This is a genomic window from Paenibacillus sp. PvP094 (assembly GCF_040546835.1).
In the GTDB taxonomy this organism is placed as follows: Bacteria; Bacillota; Bacilli; order Paenibacillales; family Paenibacillaceae; genus Paenibacillus; species Paenibacillus illinoisensis.
The window spans coordinates 2,938,055-2,954,601 of record NZ_JBEPOM010000001.1; the positions used below are offsets into that span (position 1 = coordinate 2,938,055).

The 16,547-nt window shown below is 47.0% G+C and carries 17 protein-coding genes; 12 read left to right on the forward strand and 5 right to left on the reverse strand.

Features of this window, described 5'->3' with window-relative positions; translation table 11 throughout:
- Window positions 1–459: 459 nt before the first annotated feature.
- The 6 genes from ABIC22_RS13520 to ABIC22_RS13545 all read left to right on the forward strand — a co-directional run bounded on the left by ABIC22_RS13520 (window position 460) and on the right by ABIC22_RS13545 (window position 6,352).
- Entirely contained in the window at window positions 460–2,157 is a 1,698-nt protein-coding gene (locus ABIC22_RS13520; RefSeq protein ID WP_354481399.1) for a DUF6138 family protein, read from the forward strand.
- Between the two features lie 48 nt (window positions 2,158–2,205).
- Window positions 2,206–3,249, forward strand: coding sequence for a hypothetical protein (locus ABIC22_RS13525; RefSeq protein WP_354481401.1), 1,044 nt, complete (start codon window positions 2,206–2,208; stop codon window positions 3,247–3,249).
- A 252-nt stretch (window positions 3,250–3,501) separates the two neighbouring features.
- Window positions 3,502–4,329 (forward strand): hypothetical protein, encoded by an 828-nt coding sequence (locus ABIC22_RS13530; RefSeq protein ID WP_354481404.1) that lies wholly within the window; start codon window positions 3,502–3,504, stop codon window positions 4,327–4,329.
- Between the two features lie 38 nt (window positions 4,330–4,367).
- Window positions 4,368–5,330: a hypothetical protein gene (locus ABIC22_RS13535; protein ID WP_246058541.1), complete on the forward strand. Its 963-nt coding sequence runs from the start codon at window positions 4,368–4,370 to the stop codon at window positions 5,328–5,330.
- On the forward strand, window positions 5,331–6,068 hold the full coding sequence (locus ABIC22_RS13540) for a hypothetical protein (RefSeq protein ID WP_354481407.1): 738 nt from the start codon (window positions 5,331–5,333) through the stop codon (window positions 6,066–6,068).
- A gap of 17 nt (window positions 6,069–6,085) precedes the next feature.
- Window positions 6,086–6,352, forward strand: coding sequence for a DUF4176 domain-containing protein (locus ABIC22_RS13545; RefSeq protein WP_354481410.1), 267 nt, complete (start codon window positions 6,086–6,088; stop codon window positions 6,350–6,352).
- An 88-nt stretch (window positions 6,353–6,440) separates the two neighbouring features.
- Here ABIC22_RS13545 and ABIC22_RS13550 read toward each other — a convergent pair whose 3' ends face one another.
- Both ABIC22_RS13550 and ABIC22_RS13555 read right to left on the reverse strand, forming a co-directional pair.
- On the reverse strand, window positions 6,441–6,716 hold the full coding sequence (locus tag ABIC22_RS13550) for a WXG100 family type VII secretion target (protein WP_095292300.1): 276 nt from the start codon (window positions 6,714–6,716) through the stop codon (window positions 6,441–6,443).
- A gap of 195 nt (window positions 6,717–6,911) precedes the next feature.
- Complete coding sequence (locus ABIC22_RS13555) at window positions 6,912–8,018, reverse strand: stalk domain-containing protein (RefSeq protein ID WP_354481413.1); 1,107 nt, start codon at window positions 8,016–8,018, stop codon at window positions 6,912–6,914.
- Between the two features lie 352 nt (window positions 8,019–8,370).
- On the opposite strand from ABIC22_RS13555, the gene ABIC22_RS13560 reads away from it, so the two are divergent.
- Window positions 8,371–9,246: a phosphotransferase gene (locus ABIC22_RS13560; protein ID WP_354481416.1), complete on the forward strand. Its 876-nt coding sequence runs from the start codon at window positions 8,371–8,373 to the stop codon at window positions 9,244–9,246.
- Between the two features lie 14 nt (window positions 9,247–9,260).
- Here ABIC22_RS13560 and ABIC22_RS13565 read toward each other — a convergent pair whose 3' ends face one another.
- The gene (locus ABIC22_RS13565; protein WP_095292370.1) at window positions 9,261–9,467 is read right to left on the reverse strand and encodes a hypothetical protein; all 207 of its coding nucleotides are present in this window, start codon (window positions 9,465–9,467) and stop codon (window positions 9,261–9,263) included.
- A 337-nt stretch (window positions 9,468–9,804) separates the two neighbouring features.
- On the opposite strand from ABIC22_RS13565, the gene ABIC22_RS13570 reads away from it, so the two are divergent.
- From ABIC22_RS13570 to ABIC22_RS13590, 5 genes are all read left to right on the forward strand, one after another.
- Window positions 9,805–11,439, forward strand: coding sequence for a copper amine oxidase N-terminal domain-containing protein (locus ABIC22_RS13570; RefSeq protein ID WP_483312588.1), 1,635 nt, complete (start codon window positions 9,805–9,807; stop codon window positions 11,437–11,439).
- Between the two features lie 195 nt (window positions 11,440–11,634).
- The gene (locus tag ABIC22_RS13575) at window positions 11,635–12,087 is read left to right on the forward strand and encodes a disulfide oxidoreductase (protein WP_127539758.1); all 453 of its coding nucleotides are present in this window, start codon (window positions 11,635–11,637) and stop codon (window positions 12,085–12,087) included.
- A gap of 17 nt (window positions 12,088–12,104) precedes the next feature.
- Window positions 12,105–12,566 carry a FixH family protein gene (locus tag ABIC22_RS13580; RefSeq protein WP_127539760.1) on the forward strand — a complete coding sequence of 154 codons (462 nt, stop codon included), beginning with the start codon at window positions 12,105–12,107 and terminating at the stop codon, window positions 12,564–12,566.
- A gap of 299 nt (window positions 12,567–12,865) precedes the next feature.
- The gene (locus tag ABIC22_RS13585; RefSeq protein WP_354481423.1) at window positions 12,866–14,311 is read left to right on the forward strand and encodes an alpha/beta hydrolase family protein; all 1,446 of its coding nucleotides are present in this window, start codon (window positions 12,866–12,868) and stop codon (window positions 14,309–14,311) included.
- A 47-nt stretch (window positions 14,312–14,358) separates the two neighbouring features.
- Window positions 14,359–14,757 carry a MerR family transcriptional regulator gene (locus ABIC22_RS13590; RefSeq protein WP_127539765.1) on the forward strand — a complete coding sequence of 133 codons (399 nt, stop codon included), beginning with the start codon at window positions 14,359–14,361 and terminating at the stop codon, window positions 14,755–14,757.
- Window positions 14,758–14,806: 49 nt separating this feature from the next.
- Here the strand turns inward: ABIC22_RS13590 and ABIC22_RS13595 are convergent, their stop codons facing one another.
- On the reverse strand, window positions 14,807–15,484 hold the full coding sequence (locus tag ABIC22_RS13595) for a succinylglutamate desuccinylase/aspartoacylase family protein (protein WP_354481426.1): 678 nt from the start codon (window positions 15,482–15,484) through the stop codon (window positions 14,807–14,809).
- A gap of 94 nt (window positions 15,485–15,578) precedes the next feature.
- Window positions 15,579–16,547 (reverse strand): ABC transporter ATP-binding protein, encoded by a 969-nt coding sequence (locus ABIC22_RS13600; protein WP_354485959.1) that lies wholly within the window; start codon window positions 16,545–16,547, stop codon window positions 15,579–15,581.

Here is a 16,547-nt window from a genome sequence, read left to right on the forward strand (position 1 = left end):
TGGAGAAGCGAAGCGGTTGCCTTTATCACCGGATTTCTTCCTATATTCATCGGATCAAAGGAATCTGGGGATAACAGCAATCGGAAGGTTTTCTGTACTCGCAGTGGCTGGTATGTACAATCTATTTCTACTATAAGGTCGGAATCATACTAAAGTATTAAAAGAAGAGTGAGGGTTTCGTGAATACACCGGATTTAGGCGGAAAGTCGCCTGACTCCGGTGTTTTTTTGGTATGAGGACAGCATGCACAGATAGGTGCAGAGGAAGAGATCATCTATTTTCTTAGCCAACAACCGTGCATAAGTCTTATTGTTCATGGTGTGCTTGAGAGAGTAAAATAATAGGTGTTATGCGAACGTCAATACGTATTTTTCCTTGCAAGAGTGATGGAGCGATCCTGATGAAATAGAATATGAGCTGTTATTCGATAGAGTTTAATTACGAAAGGCAGGAAATTAGATGAGTACACTATATGATCAGGCCATGGAAGAGATGATAGGCGCCATTCATGAATGGTTTGATGAACAGGAGAAGCGAAGCGACTTGGACAAGGTAGTGAAGCGAACCACGCTGCAGATGGGGATCCTGGGTGATGTTTTACTGGATTACAGACCTGGACGCACAACGGTTGACAGCCTGGATCTCGGGTTGGATGATGGCTTGAAATCCAGGAACGCAGGTTCATTTACGGAAGAGCAGGTGCGAAGCGAAATTCAGCCTCAGCTTGCAGAAGTGATCCAGAGAAGATTGGATGAGCTGGGAGATACACCACTGATCGACTATCGTTTCACCTTTCGCGGGAAATTTCCAACGACCGAAGGGAAGCTGCAATTGACGCTATTTGAATATATCAACGAAGAGAAGAAAGAGCAGCTGCTGGAACGCATTCATACCTATGTGAAACAAAAGCTGGAGAACGGTACATATCCAACGAAACCGCTGGAGTCCTTTTTTTTGACGCGTCATTTGCTTGATCGAGAGCTGTTTCCGAGTCCCAATATTGCATGGATTATAGCTCAATATGACCGCATTCAGGAATTGAATAAAGGGCGTCAGGATGCCCTGGCGGAGCATCGCGGCAATATCATTCGTGCATTGAAGGATTGGGCAGAGAATCAATTTTTGCCACAGTATTATGATATTCAGTTATCGGAGTATAGGTCGAACGAATATGCACTCAAGCCAGGTGCCGTTCTGGAACAGAATGATTCTCATGGAGAAGTTGAGAACCATGGGCAGCAAGAGGCCCAGCCTATCGATCTGCTGCTGTACGCAGCGGTCATGATTCTGCGTTTTGAGCCCAGCTACAGTAAACCGACAGGCCTTACCTTCCTGGAACTGGCGAAACAGCTGGGGAGCGACCGTGCAGTTCGAATGATGACGGAAGGCAGCGGGGCTTATGCGAAGGAAGATATTCATGTGAAAAGTGAACTGGTGGAATGCACAGCCAATGATGTGTTCTCTACCATTACAATCGTTATCCGCAAGGAGGAAGCATCTGCCTACGAACAGGCGCTGGCATTCATTATTCGCTTATTGAAGCAAGGCTTCCCTAAGAGCTATAAGATCAAGCTCAAATCCAAGGCAAAACAATATTTGCTGGTGAAGGGGCTCGCCAAGTCGGATACTCATCGGTTCTTCGCGAGTGCACTGGCGTATTCGAACTTGCATCCACTTCTTGAAGAGTACGCTCGGGAAGCCATTGAAGAATTTGAATGGTACGGTGACACGGAGGGGGAGAAGAACTGTATGCCAGGCAGCTATGCCACGTTTGGACTGGGGCTTGCAGACGAGACGTATTTCCCTTTGGTTGAATTTTATATGGGAGAAGTGGACGACGAACACCAATTGGTGCAGGATAAATTCACTGCTGCCTTTGCCGAAAAGCATGGTATAACCGCTAGCTCTGCACCTGCATTGGTTGCCTGCTTACGACGTTCGACGGATAGCTTGAAGCTGAAGATCCAGCCCGAACTGGAGAATGACGAGAAGCTTGCACTTATGGTGAAGCAGATCAACGGACTGGAAACCTATGAAGTGGAGCGTGTGATATATCCAATCTGGGGCAAAGTGGAGAAGCTTGCAGGTCTGGCCCGTAAGGCAGAAGGGAAACGGAAAGAGCTGCTGCTCGACCTCCTGCAGGCTGCAGGTAAATAGGGGCTTAGCCATCAAGGAATGGAAGAGCATCCGGAAAGGTGGAGAGCCATGGAAGCATTGACTCGTGGTATGTGGACTGGGTTATCTGTTCAAGAAAAAGAAAAGCTGCTGCACGGGATGATTGCCTTATGTCCGGCGGGGATGGAATATATCGGTGTAAGAACGTTTGAACGGTTCGGTCAGCGAACTGAAACGGGGTTATTTTTGCACGCAGGGCGAGAGTTTGTGTTTGTACCTGGAGACCGTGTGACCTTTGGGTGGAATCAGTGGCAGGATGGCATGAATGAAGAGACTTCGGCAGATCTATCTGAGACGGTAAGTGAGTATGGCGTAGAGGATGTGGATTCTTTTCTGACGAGCCAGATGTCACCTGTGAGAGAAGCAGCTATCGCTCCAATGCTGGTGGAATGCCAGATACAATCACTTGGTTGGATTGAAGTTACCGAAGAAGAAGCACTCGCAGTACATGGATCTGAGTTTGCGGCAGAGCTGGAGAAATTCAAGCATTCTGATCTTAAGGGATTGGAGCAGTATCAGGCGTTTCGCCTGGAGCGTCAGGGTGAGAAAGTCCGGATACAACTATACAATGAGGAGCTTACGCTTGAAGCCTTGCTGGAGGAACAAGCTAACGCGGGTTTTAGTTTGCTCACCGAAGATGAATGGGAGTATTTGTACGGGGGTGGCTGTCGTACGTTATTTCCCTGGGGCGACAGTTTCGATTATACGATGAAGTTGAAGCATTTTGGACGCTTGGAAGGGCTGACTGAGATCGTAGGTGAATCGATCGAGACGGACCTGTCGCTCGTTGAAGAGGATGAAATACCGTATGATTTGGAGCTGCCGAATTTTTTTGGCCTCCAGTTTGCCGGAGATCCGTACAAAGTTGAATTGACGATGAATCCGTCTGGAGAAGTGCTGCCCAAAGGCGGCGATGGCGGCGGGATGATCTGTGGCGGCATGGGTCCTTTGGTTGGTTATCTCCCTGCCGCTGCTGTATATTATCGTGACAGCAATGCCAATGAACTGGAGTGGGAGGATTGGATGGATTCCATGTATTATAGAAGAGTTATTCGTTTAACCGATCTGACCTGAAGACGATAAGAAGCAGCTGGGAATATTCGGTCCTTGCTGCTTTTTATTTTTTGCTTCTCATTTAAATTTCAAGATTCAGAAGTGATTTTAACCCTGTGCCGTTACACGGCTTAGTGGGTAAATATAATCAGGTTGAACGTCCCAAGAACAGGAGTGGGGGCGCATTGAGCCTGAATGCCTATCCTTTTACAATAAAAAGATAGGCTCTTCCATTGGAGTTTGATGCATAAATCATGGAAAAGAGGAATGACTGTGCCTACATATACTTCGTTTACCTGTTCTGGCCGGGAGGCGCTGTTTCTGTTTCAGATCATGAATATCCCGGAAGCTGAAGTGCTCTTCGCCCATCTGAACGATGCTGCATTACAGGGTGAGCGCGCCAGACGTACATTTGAAAAAATAAAAACCGATCTGATCAAGGATGGCGTTATTGAATCTGAAGATAACGACATTACCATACATCCGCAAGTCCATCAGCTGCTCCAGAGCTGCAAGCTCGGCAGCGCAGTGATGAAACTTCATCTGAAGACATCAAGCTCAGAACAGCGTGAATCATCTCTGACCTATGGCTTCATTTCCGGAACAACCATCGTTGAATGGCTCTGGAATCCTGAACGGGATCAGGTGACCCTGACTTCATTCGAAAGCTTGCAGGACATGCTTCGTATTATGGGCAATCGGATTGAATTGCCTGACTCTGCCGAGGAATCCATCCATACCCCTATTCAGAAGCACACACTGCAGCAGTTGCTGACACTGGATAACGAATCCGGGATTGAAAGGGTAACCTACGCCTTGCGCCAGGACCTGCATATATATTCGGCGGCAATTCACGAATTGACCCAAGCGTTTGTTAACGTTGAGAAACAAGGGCAGTTTGAGGTATCCACCCGCGGGATGCAGAACAAGCCTCAGACGATTTATTTTATCGGTAGTTGTGCAGGCAATTGGCTGTTCATCGAAGACAAGGAAAATGAAAGAAAAGAACTATTTACAGCATTCAAGATAACAGAAGAAGAGCTGATCCAGAGTCTTTTTCTGCTAACGACGCGTTCGTTATCCATTTTGCCTGCAGTTTAATCCCATAGAACGTAGGTAAGCTAAAGGGGGAGATCCAGTTGACCAAGATTATTATGAAATCCGAGTACCTGAACTCGCTGGCACAGCAGATTGAACAGGTCACAGCACAGCTGCAGCAGGTAGATGGTGTTCTCCAGCGCTCCATCCAGGGAGCGGCTTGGCAGTCGGGGAATCGGCAGACCATAATCGGTCTGTACCAGTCGCACCAGCAGCGTTTTCAGACTGCTGGACAGAGCATGCAGCAGCTGGCTGCATATGTGAAAACGACTCGTGAGCGAATGGAACAGGAAGATCAATCCGGGGGTACATTTGGGCTAACGGGCATTAATTTACTCGCACCATTCGATGGTCCTGGCAGCACGGTGGGTACACTGACGGCGGCAGCGGCTGTTGCCAAACTGGGGTATCGGGTTAGAAATGGCTATATGGTGAAGCAGCAGCTTGATCGGAATACCCCGCGAATTCTGGTTCGTGAAAGCTATGATTCCGTCAAAAATAATCCAGTAGTCAATGGCAGACCCCGAGACTATAAAATTCATTATGTTCGTGACATTGAAGCCAAAATAGCCAACGGAACAGCTACGCCTCAGATTAAGGAAATCGCCTCAATGATCAAACCGGGTTATGCGGTCAGGTCAGCATTAACGGATAAACTGGGCTGGGCCAGTGTCGGCATTGATGTGTTTACAGACACACAGGAGAACATCAGCCAGAACGCATCCACTGACAAAATTGCCGGGGATATCATCGGAAACGTTGTTGTTGGTGGGGCAACGACAGTAGGTGCAACCCTGCTGACCGCTGCGATTCTGCCTGCTGCAGCACCCGTCCTGGCCGTTGGTGCGGTTGGTTTGGGCGTATCCGTAGGTCTGACGTATCTCGCAGAAGGGGTAACCATGAACATGGATCTGGATGGCGACGGACAGGATGATTCCGTGAAAGACGTGGTGAAACACGGAGCGAAGAAGGCCTGGTCTACCGTATCAGGATGGTTCAAATAGATGGCACGTCAGAAACGTTCCACATCATCGACGAACCATTTTGCTGTTAAAAGCGTAGAAGGAACCTCATACCACCCGGACGCGTTTGAGAATTATCTTGCGGTATATGCAGCGGATGGGATTCGTTTCAGTGCAGGTACGCTGGTGCTCTTTTTTCTGAATGTATTCCTGCTGATCCCGGTTTTTAGTATTCCGTTCCAGTCCTTATATGCTTATATTCTGCTGCCTCCTCTGGCAGTCATGAATGTGTGGGCAGTAGCCCTGATTGTGGCACCGCGCAGACTGCAGCTGAATTATGTTTTGTTCCGCGGCGTATTTGGAATCGTCTGTTCCCTGGGATTCATGATCATCGTGCAAAAGTTTGCTTATGGCATGCTTGGGCTGACAACCCCTTGGTATGCGATCGGGTCGTTTGCAGTGTACGGTTTCGCCTTATATCAGTATGCCAGGTTCCACTTGCGTAAACTGCAGCAGTCTCCACATCGCCCAAAAGCGGGTGCAGGCTCACGTATGCCTGTCGCGACGCTGACCATGCTGACTGGAGCCGGTTATCTGGTGGCCAATCTATCATTGGCCTTTGTCACGCAGCAGACAGTTGCGGTGGTCCTGATGTGTGTCTATATTATGCTGGCTTTTGTTGTATTTCACTTTATCATGGATGTGCATCGGTATTACTGGCTGCGCCGGGTACTGCATGCCCCGAAAGAAACCACCGCCCATAAAGCGCAGAATAGTTGAAGGAGGTTACATACCATATGGAAAAAGATACATTGACTTTACTGCCCAACGGCTCCGTAATCCGGCTGAAGGAAGGCACCAAAAAGCTCGTCATTTATGGACGCAAGCAGATGTTAATGACAGAACCGCCTCGTCAGTTCGATTACATTGGATGTTTGTACCCGGAAGGATATATTAATCCGGATTATACGTATGTATTCAATCATGAAGATATCGAAGAGATCATTTTTAGAGGGTATGTGGATGAGGAAGAAGAAGCATTTGCTGGGAATTTGAATGTATAAATGATGGGTTTGATTTAAAAAAAATAAATATGAACTTTGCAGAAATGTGCAAAGTTAAAATACAACCTTAACGAATAACGGATCAGTCCTAGCGTGACTGATCCGTTTCACGGAAGCGGGTTGCTGTCTGCTGCAGGCTGGTGCTGGTCTCCTGCAAACCAAGCAGATAATTGCTGATTGATGTCATACTGTCGTTGATCCGCTGCATGAATTCACGCTGCCGTTCACCTTCCCACTGGCCTTCGGCTTGATCCACCATCGTTCTCAGCTGTGCCAAAATATCATTACCATTCTGGGAAGCCTTGCTGAATTCACCTGCCAGCTGCTGCAGCTCCTCGGGCGAAAGATCTATTCGCTGGTTCATGTTTTTCCCCCCTTGTCTGTTCGGGCCTCTGTTAATTGTGCGTATATCATTCATTATAACCTCATCTTGAGCGAATTGAAGCTGGACGAAAGCCATATTTTCATAACAGTCATATGTTTGGAATAGGACAAAACACACATCCAATCTGCCCCATTAGAAGGGGACAGCATGATGTGTGTTTTGGTATGATTCGTTTTATTTCAGTTTTTGCACAGACACAGCCATTTGTTCCAGCTGCATGTGTGTCAGTGCGTTATTTGGTGAGCTAAGCGTAACATAGCGATCATCCAGTTGGAATGTCAGCATATCCGTTTTGTCCGGTGTATACCACTTGGCATTTACACCGTTAGACAGTTTGACTTCCTTGCCATCATAGCTGAACGAGTAGTCTTTTGGGGATACTGTCACATTCATATTTTTGAATACAAAGTTTACGCCATCACCACCGGCACCCACACTTTTGAATGCATCTCCGGCAATCATATGCTGAGGCGCGTAAGCCGTCTCAAAGCCATCGAATGCCGCAAATGCTTTACGAATGGTAGCTGCTTGTTCCTTGGTGTAATTTACATTGGCAAACCCGGTAATGCCTTGATCGTTGTTATTTACCTTTTGAACAGAAACGGCTACCTGAGCCAGCTGTGCCTGAGTCAACTTATGGTCAGGGGAGCTGAGCGTAACATAGCGATCATCCAATGGGAATGTCAGCATGCCCGTTTGATCCGGAGTGTACCATTTGGCATTAACGCCATTGGACAATTTCACATCTTTGCTGTCATAGCCATCGGAGTAATCACGTGGAGATACGCTTACTTTCATATGAGTGAAGATAAAGCTTGCACCATCGCCCCCGGCGCCAACGCTTTTAAATGTATCACCTTGGATACTTTGCTGAGGTGCATAAGCTGTTTCAAAACCATCGAACTGTGCAAATGCTTTTTGAATCGCTTCTTTTTGCGCCGCACTATAGGTTACATTGGACAGGGCAGAAGGATTGCTCGTTGCTTCGCCGATGGTAACCTGACCTTTTTTGCCGTCGTATGATACAGGAACATGCAGCGCATCCGCAATGGCACGTACAGGCAGGTAGGTTGAATTGTTGTAAGTAATCGGTGCAAGTTTATTCCCATTGCCATCCGTTGGTGTATAAGCTGCTCCATCTACATTGAAGCTGATGCCGTGATTAAGATAAGCGGAGATTTTCTCCAGTTGAGTACCGGCGAAAACACCAGCAGCTCCTGTTAATGTCATGCCAAGAACCATCATCGCTGCAGCAGATTTCTTCAGGTTTTTTTTCATCATGTATAACTCTCCTTTAGGTTCAGTGTATAAGTTGATCTGATAGAATTTACACTTTACCACTTCGATTGCAGTACCATCTTCCGATCCCTCTTATCCCCAGATTTGTTGACTTATTTTAAAAGGGTAAATCCGGTGATAAAGGTGACTGCTTCGCTTCTTCAGATTGGTTCTGCACTCTACGTTACCGTGTAAAATGTCAGGATCAACTTATGATTGTCATTTGTAGGGCTCGCCGTCCCTTATGGCTTTATATTAAACCCGGAAGTTATCCATAATAATTCTGAATTATCTCCAACTTGTAAACATTGCAACTGTATTTATGTGAATAGAGATAGGAAAGGAGAGAGGAGTTATGACTGACATCGATTTTGTGATGGAACTTTATGATATTGGCCAAGTGCTAACCAGCACTGCCTTGCAACAAGGTAACAGTTCTAAGGCGATACTGATTCATGCAGCATCTGGAAAATATGTTCTGCGTAAACTCAAAAATGAACATCAGGCTCAGGCTGAACATAAGCTTTATCAAGTGCTGGCATCTGTAAACATTTCTCCAAAGATGCTCAAAGCCAGAGATGGTCTATCCTATATCATCTACAATCATGAGATTTATAATTTGCAAAACTACATAGACAATACAACTCCGTATCATCAAGTGAGCATTGATTTTGTGCAGTTGGGTAACGTGATTTCCCTTTTTCATCAACTGATCTCTCACCTGGATATTCCAGAGCAGAAGGATCGCTATCAGCTACACCAATTATGGAGTGCTGTGTCTAATGAAGTGAAGAATTCATCATTTGAAGGAATCCGGTCTTTAGCAGAACATACCGAGCAGTGCATGGAATATATACCGGAGAATAACACCATGATTCATGGTGATCTTGGTGTATGGAACATGTTATTTACGAAGGAGTGCATCCACGTTATTGATATGGGTGAAGTGAGGCGGGGGAATCATCATTTTGATCTGGCAGCCGCGCTGACTTCCACCATACCTTCATCGGTAAATGAAAGAGAACTAGATATGATCGTGGCAGATTTCGAGTGCGGATACAGGAACGGGAATGCAGTTTTGAACAGGAAGAGTCTGTATCAACAGATCCATATATGGATGCTGCGGGGGTGTTTGGCGGTGATCAGGGAAAGGGGAATGGATTCCCCAACCATCTTATATGTAGAACGAACGATTGAGATGTTGAACAGATTTAAAGTCATACTTCATTGAACTCGGTAGGTCGTTTAGTTTACAAGGTAAAGGATCAGTCCGCCCATGCCAAGCACGATTGCACCAACGTATACATAGGTTAACCGGCTCAAATTCTGTTTGGTTCGGCGGTCGTATTCGGGGTTGCTGGTCTGATTGGCTTTGGAATTTCCGATGATCAGGGTTGCAATGCCGCCAAACAAGGCAATACCAATAATTAAAATATAAGGCAGCCAACTCATGAGTGAACCTCCTTCAAAAGGCGTATAATTCATCTCCTTTATTGTACCCCAGGATAACCTGGGATGTAAGGTTTTATTTGTGAGATTAAGGAAAATAAAGCAGATGACTTACAGTGGATATAACTCAATTTCAACAATAGATCACAATAAATTTAAATCATTTTGAGCATGAAAAAACCAATAGTGATGCGGATTCGCGGCACTTCCAAACGGAGGCCGTGAATTTTTTTGCCTATGGGGTGATCCAGATTGGGGATCCCTGCGTTACACCCTTTGAAAACGACGACGAGGAAACAAAGCATACAAAATGATATTGAGGAGTGAATACGTAATGAAAATGAAAATGAAGAAGTTTATCGCACCCATGCTAAGCTTGACGCTCTTGATGCCGGGAATCGCAGGGGCTGCTTCCGCGCCACAGACGCCAATGACTACGATGAAGGCATCGGTGAACACACCTGCTGCTGACCTTAGAGCAAACTTGGATCACCTATTGTCAGAACATTTTGCACTGGCGGTAACAGCTATGGCTAAAGCATATGACGGAGCAAAAGATGCAGACGCAGCTTACAAAGCACTCGACCAAAATGCCCTGGATATGCAGCCGGCCATCGCCTCCCTGTACGGTGATGCAGGTGCGAAGGAATTCGAACGCATCTTCCGTGCCCACAACAAGTACACCGACGATCTGGTGAAAGCAACCAAAATGGGCAACCAGGCTGGCATCAAACAAGCACAGGATAACATCAATGGATTTGTCGATGAGTTCTCCACATTCCTGAACAACGCAACGGAAGGCAAATTGCCAAAAGCGGCAGCCAAAGAAGCACTGAAGGTACATGAAGATCTCGTGCAAAAGGTATTCGATGAATATGTAGCCGGAGATTACAGCGATGCATACAAGGCTTACCGCGAAGGTTTCAAGGAGATGTTCGACGTAAGTAAGGCGCTCTCCACGGCAATCACGACACAAATGCCTGAAAAATTTGAGAACACCAAAGCCGATACAAAAGCAGCTGATCTAAGATCTGCTCTGAATCACCTGGCCTCCGAGCACTTTGCGCTGTCTGCCCTGCAAATGCAAGAGGAATACGATGGACGGGCAGCAGCCTCGAATGCTCTCGTTACAGCTGAAGCCGGGAACACAGCTGATTTCAAAGCAGCCATTGCTTCGATCTACGGTAATGACGGAGCCAACGCTTTCGAGAAAATTTGGGTAACCAATCATGTTAATGCACAGAGTGACTATGTAAAGGCCGTTAAAAACAATGACGCAGCAGCTCGTGCAGCGGTAGAGAAGCGTATTGATGGTTTCATCACAGAATTCGCTGCATTCCTGGATTCGGCAACAGCAGGCAATCTGCCTAAGGCAGCCGGACAAGAAGCACTGACTACACACGAAGAGCAAGTACAGAAAGTTCTCGACCAATATGCAGCCGGAAATTATGATGCTTCGTATACCACGAATCGTGAAGGTTTCAAAGTGATGTTTGGTGTAGGTCAAGCCCTGGGTAATGCGATCGTGACTCAGAACAATGACAAGTTTCAGGAGCCGATGACACCTGCCCCAACACCAACGCCAGCTCCGGATATGACCACTGTTTGGATGAAGCTGAACAGCAAAATGCTGAAAATTAACGATAAAACGACCAACATGGATACTACACCGGTGCTCTGGAAAAACACGACGTACATTCCACTTCGCTTCCTGAGTGAAGGAATTGGTGCAACGGTGAAATGGGACAAAAAAGCCCAGGAAGTTACGGTTATGGCTGGTGAGGATACCCTCGTATTCTGGGTGAACAACAAAGTCATGGAAGTGAACGGTATGAAGAAGAACGTAGGCTCCACAGTGTTTGTTAACAAAGACGGACGTACCCAAGTACCACTGCGTTTCATTGCTGAGCTGTTGAACTGGGACGTAAAATGGGCTCAAAAGGACGGTTCCATCACATTGACCAAATCCATGTAATCGTAGGAAATCGACTAACGAATAACCAGAAAGAAGCAGGAGGGCTGCCCGCAAGGCAGCTCTTTTGTGTTTCACCAATTTATTCAAATATTTGGTATAATGATCATCATGTAACACCCTACATAACGGCTTGAATAGCCCTTGCGTCATGAATGAGGTATTATGATATTTCAAAATGCAGAGGAGGCCAGATGAATGAGTGCATCATCAAAACCCGAGCGTTCGGCGAGACACGTGGATACCCGGCTGTTTATTGCTTGGGCCGTATCCGTCATCGCGACGGGAGGAAGTTTATATTTCAGCGAGATTAAGGGATATATCCCTTGTGATCTATGCTGGTTCCAGCGAATTTTTATGTATCCACTGACCATAGTGCTTGGGATCGCCTATTTCAAGGATGATGTAGGGATCACCAAATATGTGCTTCCGCTTAGTTTCATTGGCGGTGGAATCTCGTTATACCACGTTACGATTCAACGAATCTATTCGGCTACTGGCAATTCCGTCGCTTGTGGGCAAATTCCTTGCTATACCGACTATTTGAACTGGTTTGGTTTCATCACGATTCCATTGCTTGCCCTGATTGCGTTTATCATCATTATTGTAATGTTGTGGGGAATTGGCAAAACACCAAAATCTTCTTCATAAGAAAGGACAGATGATGGATGAGTGGACAAGTCCGTTGGTTCATGCCGTTAATGATCATTCTGCTCCTTACGACTGTGGGCTGCTCCAACGATGAGCAATCCCAGAGTACGGATACGCTGGAGATGATTAAGGTGCAGCTCATGGTACCGGATAAGGTGTCCATCCAGGATGATGTTGCCCTGCAGATTAAACTAACGCAGGGAGGTCAGCCCGTGGATGATGCAGACCATGTGCAATTTCAGGTATGGAATGAAAAGAATGAGCCAGCAGCACCTGCTGTAGATCAAGGAATGATGAATCCGGAGGATCTTGAAGCTCAGGGAGCGATTACTGCCCAATCCGCAGGGGATGGAATTTACGAGGCCAACTATGCGTTCGAGGAAACGGGCGTATATGTCGTACAGGTCCATGTAACCGCTGGGGCCATGCATGCGATGCCAAGAACCAAGGTGACTGTAGAGAGCGCTTCGGGAAATTAAAAAAAGAATGCTTAGTTGAACGTTAAAACCCGTCAGACGGAGGTACGAGCCAATCAGGGCCGCTGTACCACGTATGACGGGTTTTCTAATGGATGACTGTTATTAGCTACTTCATGACTACTGATATGTTCTGCTTAAATATTCTAAATACCGCTTGCGTTTAAGACCTTCAGGACGTTCCCGAGCTGGAAGAGATCATATGAGCCCCTTTATGATATAATTCGAAAGTTTAACCTTGACCTTGAAGTGTGCTTCAAGGTTTATCCTTGTTGTATTACAGAGATGTTGGAGGTTGAACGATGAGAATATTGGAATGGATTTTAGTACTTGTAACCGTTGTGGTCGCCATATTGATGCTGGTTCGTCCGAGGCGGGGGATGAGGATGGTTATGATATCTGCTTTGGTTTTGTTTACTGCGCTGCACGGTGTAATAGAGCAATTTCGAGTGCAAATGCTGCCTACATATCTTCTGGTCCTGGTTCTTTTGGTTATGATCGTTGTTCGACAAAAGAATCACAGATCATGGATCAAAGCCACGGTGGCTTCTATCATGGTATTGGTACTTAGTGCAAGTTCAGTGGCACTAACCTGGTTACTTCCGGCTTTTACAATGCCTGAGCCGACGGGTCCTTATGCCATAGGAACATTTCAACAGCATCTCGTGGATGAATCCCGCAAAGAGACGAAATCGCCTGAGCCAGGAGACAAGCGAGAACTTATGATCAATGTCTGGTATCCAGTGGATCACGAAGCTGCCAAGGGACTTCCGCTGGAGCATTATCCCGCAGAGCTGGGTGAAGCCATCAGCCTCGTGTTCGGCATTCCACCACAGGTGTTTAGCTATCTGGACACGATTCCCACACATGTGGTCACTGGTGCAAAGGTATCGGCTGCAGAGAGCAATTATCCTGTGCTGCTGTTCTCGCCAGGGGTTCGTTCTGCCCGTTTCCAAAGTATGACCGCTATTGAAGAACTGGTTAGCCATGGATACATTGTTGTGGGGATAGACCATCCGTACACATCAGCACTAGTTACGTTTCCGGACGGGCATGTCGTGGCTTATGAAGCAGGTCCTGAATTCGGGACGTCAGAGGAACTGTACCAGTATAATGTCAAAGACGTAGGCATTCGTGCTGCAGACGCAAGCTTTGTACTGGATACACTTACATTATGGAATAGTCATGATCCGAACGGGCTGCTCGAAGGCAAGCTGAATCTGGATCGTGTAGGCATTTTTGGACACTCTTACGGCGGGGCAACCACAGTGGAAACTCTGGCTCAGGATGATCGTTTTAGCGCAGGGCTTAGTCTGGAAGGCGGCTTCTGGGGTGAAGTGTCCAAGGTATCTCTGAAACAGCCGTTTATGTATATCATGTCAGGTGAGACAGCCAAAAGTTTAGAACCGGACGCTACCGAAAAAGATAACGTGTTTTATCCTGAATTTGAACCGGATTTGAATCATGTCATGACACAGAGCTTGAACGATACGTATTACCTGACAGTAGATGGCTTTTTCCACCAGAGCTTCACGGATATTTCGTTGATCTCGCCCGAAATGTTTGCCAGAGGGATGACGCCCGAGCATAATGTGGATATCACGAGATCATACACGCTGGCATTCTTCGACCGCTATCTTAAAGGAGAGCAGCAGGTGTTGTTGAAAGGACCATCAGACCGTTTCCCGGAGGCAGCATACGATACCAAGTATACAAACATAGACAATGACCAGGGTATACAAACATAGACAATGACCAGGGAAAACAACGTTAAGAAAAAGGTGGGACAGGCTTTATGGATACCATGACGAGAGGTGAATTGGCAAAACGGACAGGAATAAGCATGGCAGCCATCCGTTACTATGAGAACATGGGCATACTGCCTGCTCCTCGCCGGGCATCTAACGGATATCGAATTTATACAGAGGATTATTTGGTTAAAATCAAATTCATTCAAGACACACAAGCGCTTGGATATTCGCTGAAAGAGATTAAGGAAAACTTGCAGCTGCTTAGCCAGGAGGATATGGAAAGTGAGCAGCTGAAGATGCTTGTACGTACACGAATCACAGATATCGAGAGTCACATCGAGAATCTGCAGCGTATGCAGACGTTCCTTGAAGCCCTGCTCATGACACCGGAAAAGGATATCCATAACTATATTCAATCCTTCCGTAACAATAAGGAAGAATAAGTGAGTGACCTCCCTTCCACATCACGATGGAATTGGGAGGTTGCTCATTTCATATGAAGCCTGCTTCCCGTAAAAAGTGGTGTACAATTCTCGTCTGGTACTTGATCCGTACGGATCGCTTCAGGCTCCAGCAGGTTTCAACGGTGACGGAACGGGCCTGCAGCAGTCTGGCGGCAGCTGTCCGGGCAGATCCGGGAAGCTCATGCTGCTTCAAATTGAAATGCCGATCACGAATGGCGATGGAACGATTCATGTGCTCAATAATTCTTCTGCATGCCGGAACGGCACGGCTTCTGGGATTGGTGATCAGGGTTTGCCCCAATACACGGGAGCTAAGCTGGGACAATCCGTTGGCTTCGTGCAGGTCAATCCACCAGTCTGGCCCATATTCACGAGCCAGACGAAAGACGGCAGAAGCAAGTGGATGCTTGGATTTAGCAGATAAGCGGCGGGGAAATGTTCTGTTCAGATCAGGATTGCCCCTGATTTTTTTGTCATAAGCCTTCTGGTTCACTCTTGGAATAATAATGAGAAGACCGCGCTGAATGGATAGTCGTCCTGCTGCGCAATCGTCGGCGAGTTTTTGCGCAGCAGCCATGCTTGCGGTTTCATTTCCATGAATGCCGGAAGTGACAATCATCACGGGGCCAGACGCTGCACCACGCACCATGTAGTAGGGAGTAGAATATGTGCTGAACGCTGCTAGTACATGTTTAGTGACAAGCATGAACCTCACCTCCGTTACTACAGTACGTCATGTCCTTCTTGCATGTAACGGCATCCGAACAGGCCCTCATCCAGATCTGTCCAAATTGGGCCAATCAGTATACCTGGTGGATAATATCTTCGAAATCCGGTTCCTGCATCTCCACATCGATAATTTCGCCCCATTGCTCCAGCAGCTTCAAAATATCCATAGTACTCCATTCTTTCCGGTTCACTTGTACCGTAACGACCAGTCCGTCCACACCTGTAATCTGTAAGGCAGGAGGTATGGCGTCTGGGATATGAAACTCCCCTCTGTATGTTACCCGGATAATTGTGGGCAGACCAATCGTGTCCCGCAGAGAGGAGATCGTACCGTCATATGTGAGCCGGCCGTGATTGATAACCATCACCCGGCTGCATAACTGCTCGATATCATCCATATCATGGGTCGTCAGCAAAATCGTTTTGCCAAACTCTTCATTTAAAGTCCTCAGAAACTGACGTATATTCCGTTTGGCGTTCACATCCAGCCCAATGGTGGGTTCATCGAGAAAAAGCAGCTCCGGATCATGCAGCATGGAAGCTGCCAGATCTGCACGCATCCGTTGTCCAAGTGAGAGTTTACGGACTGGCGTGGCCCAGAAGGATTCAAGGTCCAGCAGTTCAGCGAACTGGGACAACCGTTTCCTTTTGAGTTCAGCAGGTACACCGTACATTTCAGCCAGAATATCATACGAATCCTTCACGGGCAGATCCCACCAGAGCTGGCTGCGTTGGCCAAACACTACCCCCAGTCTCCTTACCGTTTGCAGCCTTTCCTGATGCGGGTTCATGCCGGCTAACCGTACCTCTCCGGAAGTCGGGTGAAGGATGCCGGTCAACATTTTAATGGTGGTCGACTTGCCGGCACCATTCGGCCCGATGTATCCGACGAACTCCCCTTGTGGAATGTCAAAACTGATGTCACGTACGGCCTCTTTGGACACGTATTCGCGTGAAAATAGCGTCCGAAGTCCGGAGAACCGGCCTTCCCGAACGACAGGCGTTTTGAATTCCTTCTGCAGTTGTCTCGCTGTAATCAT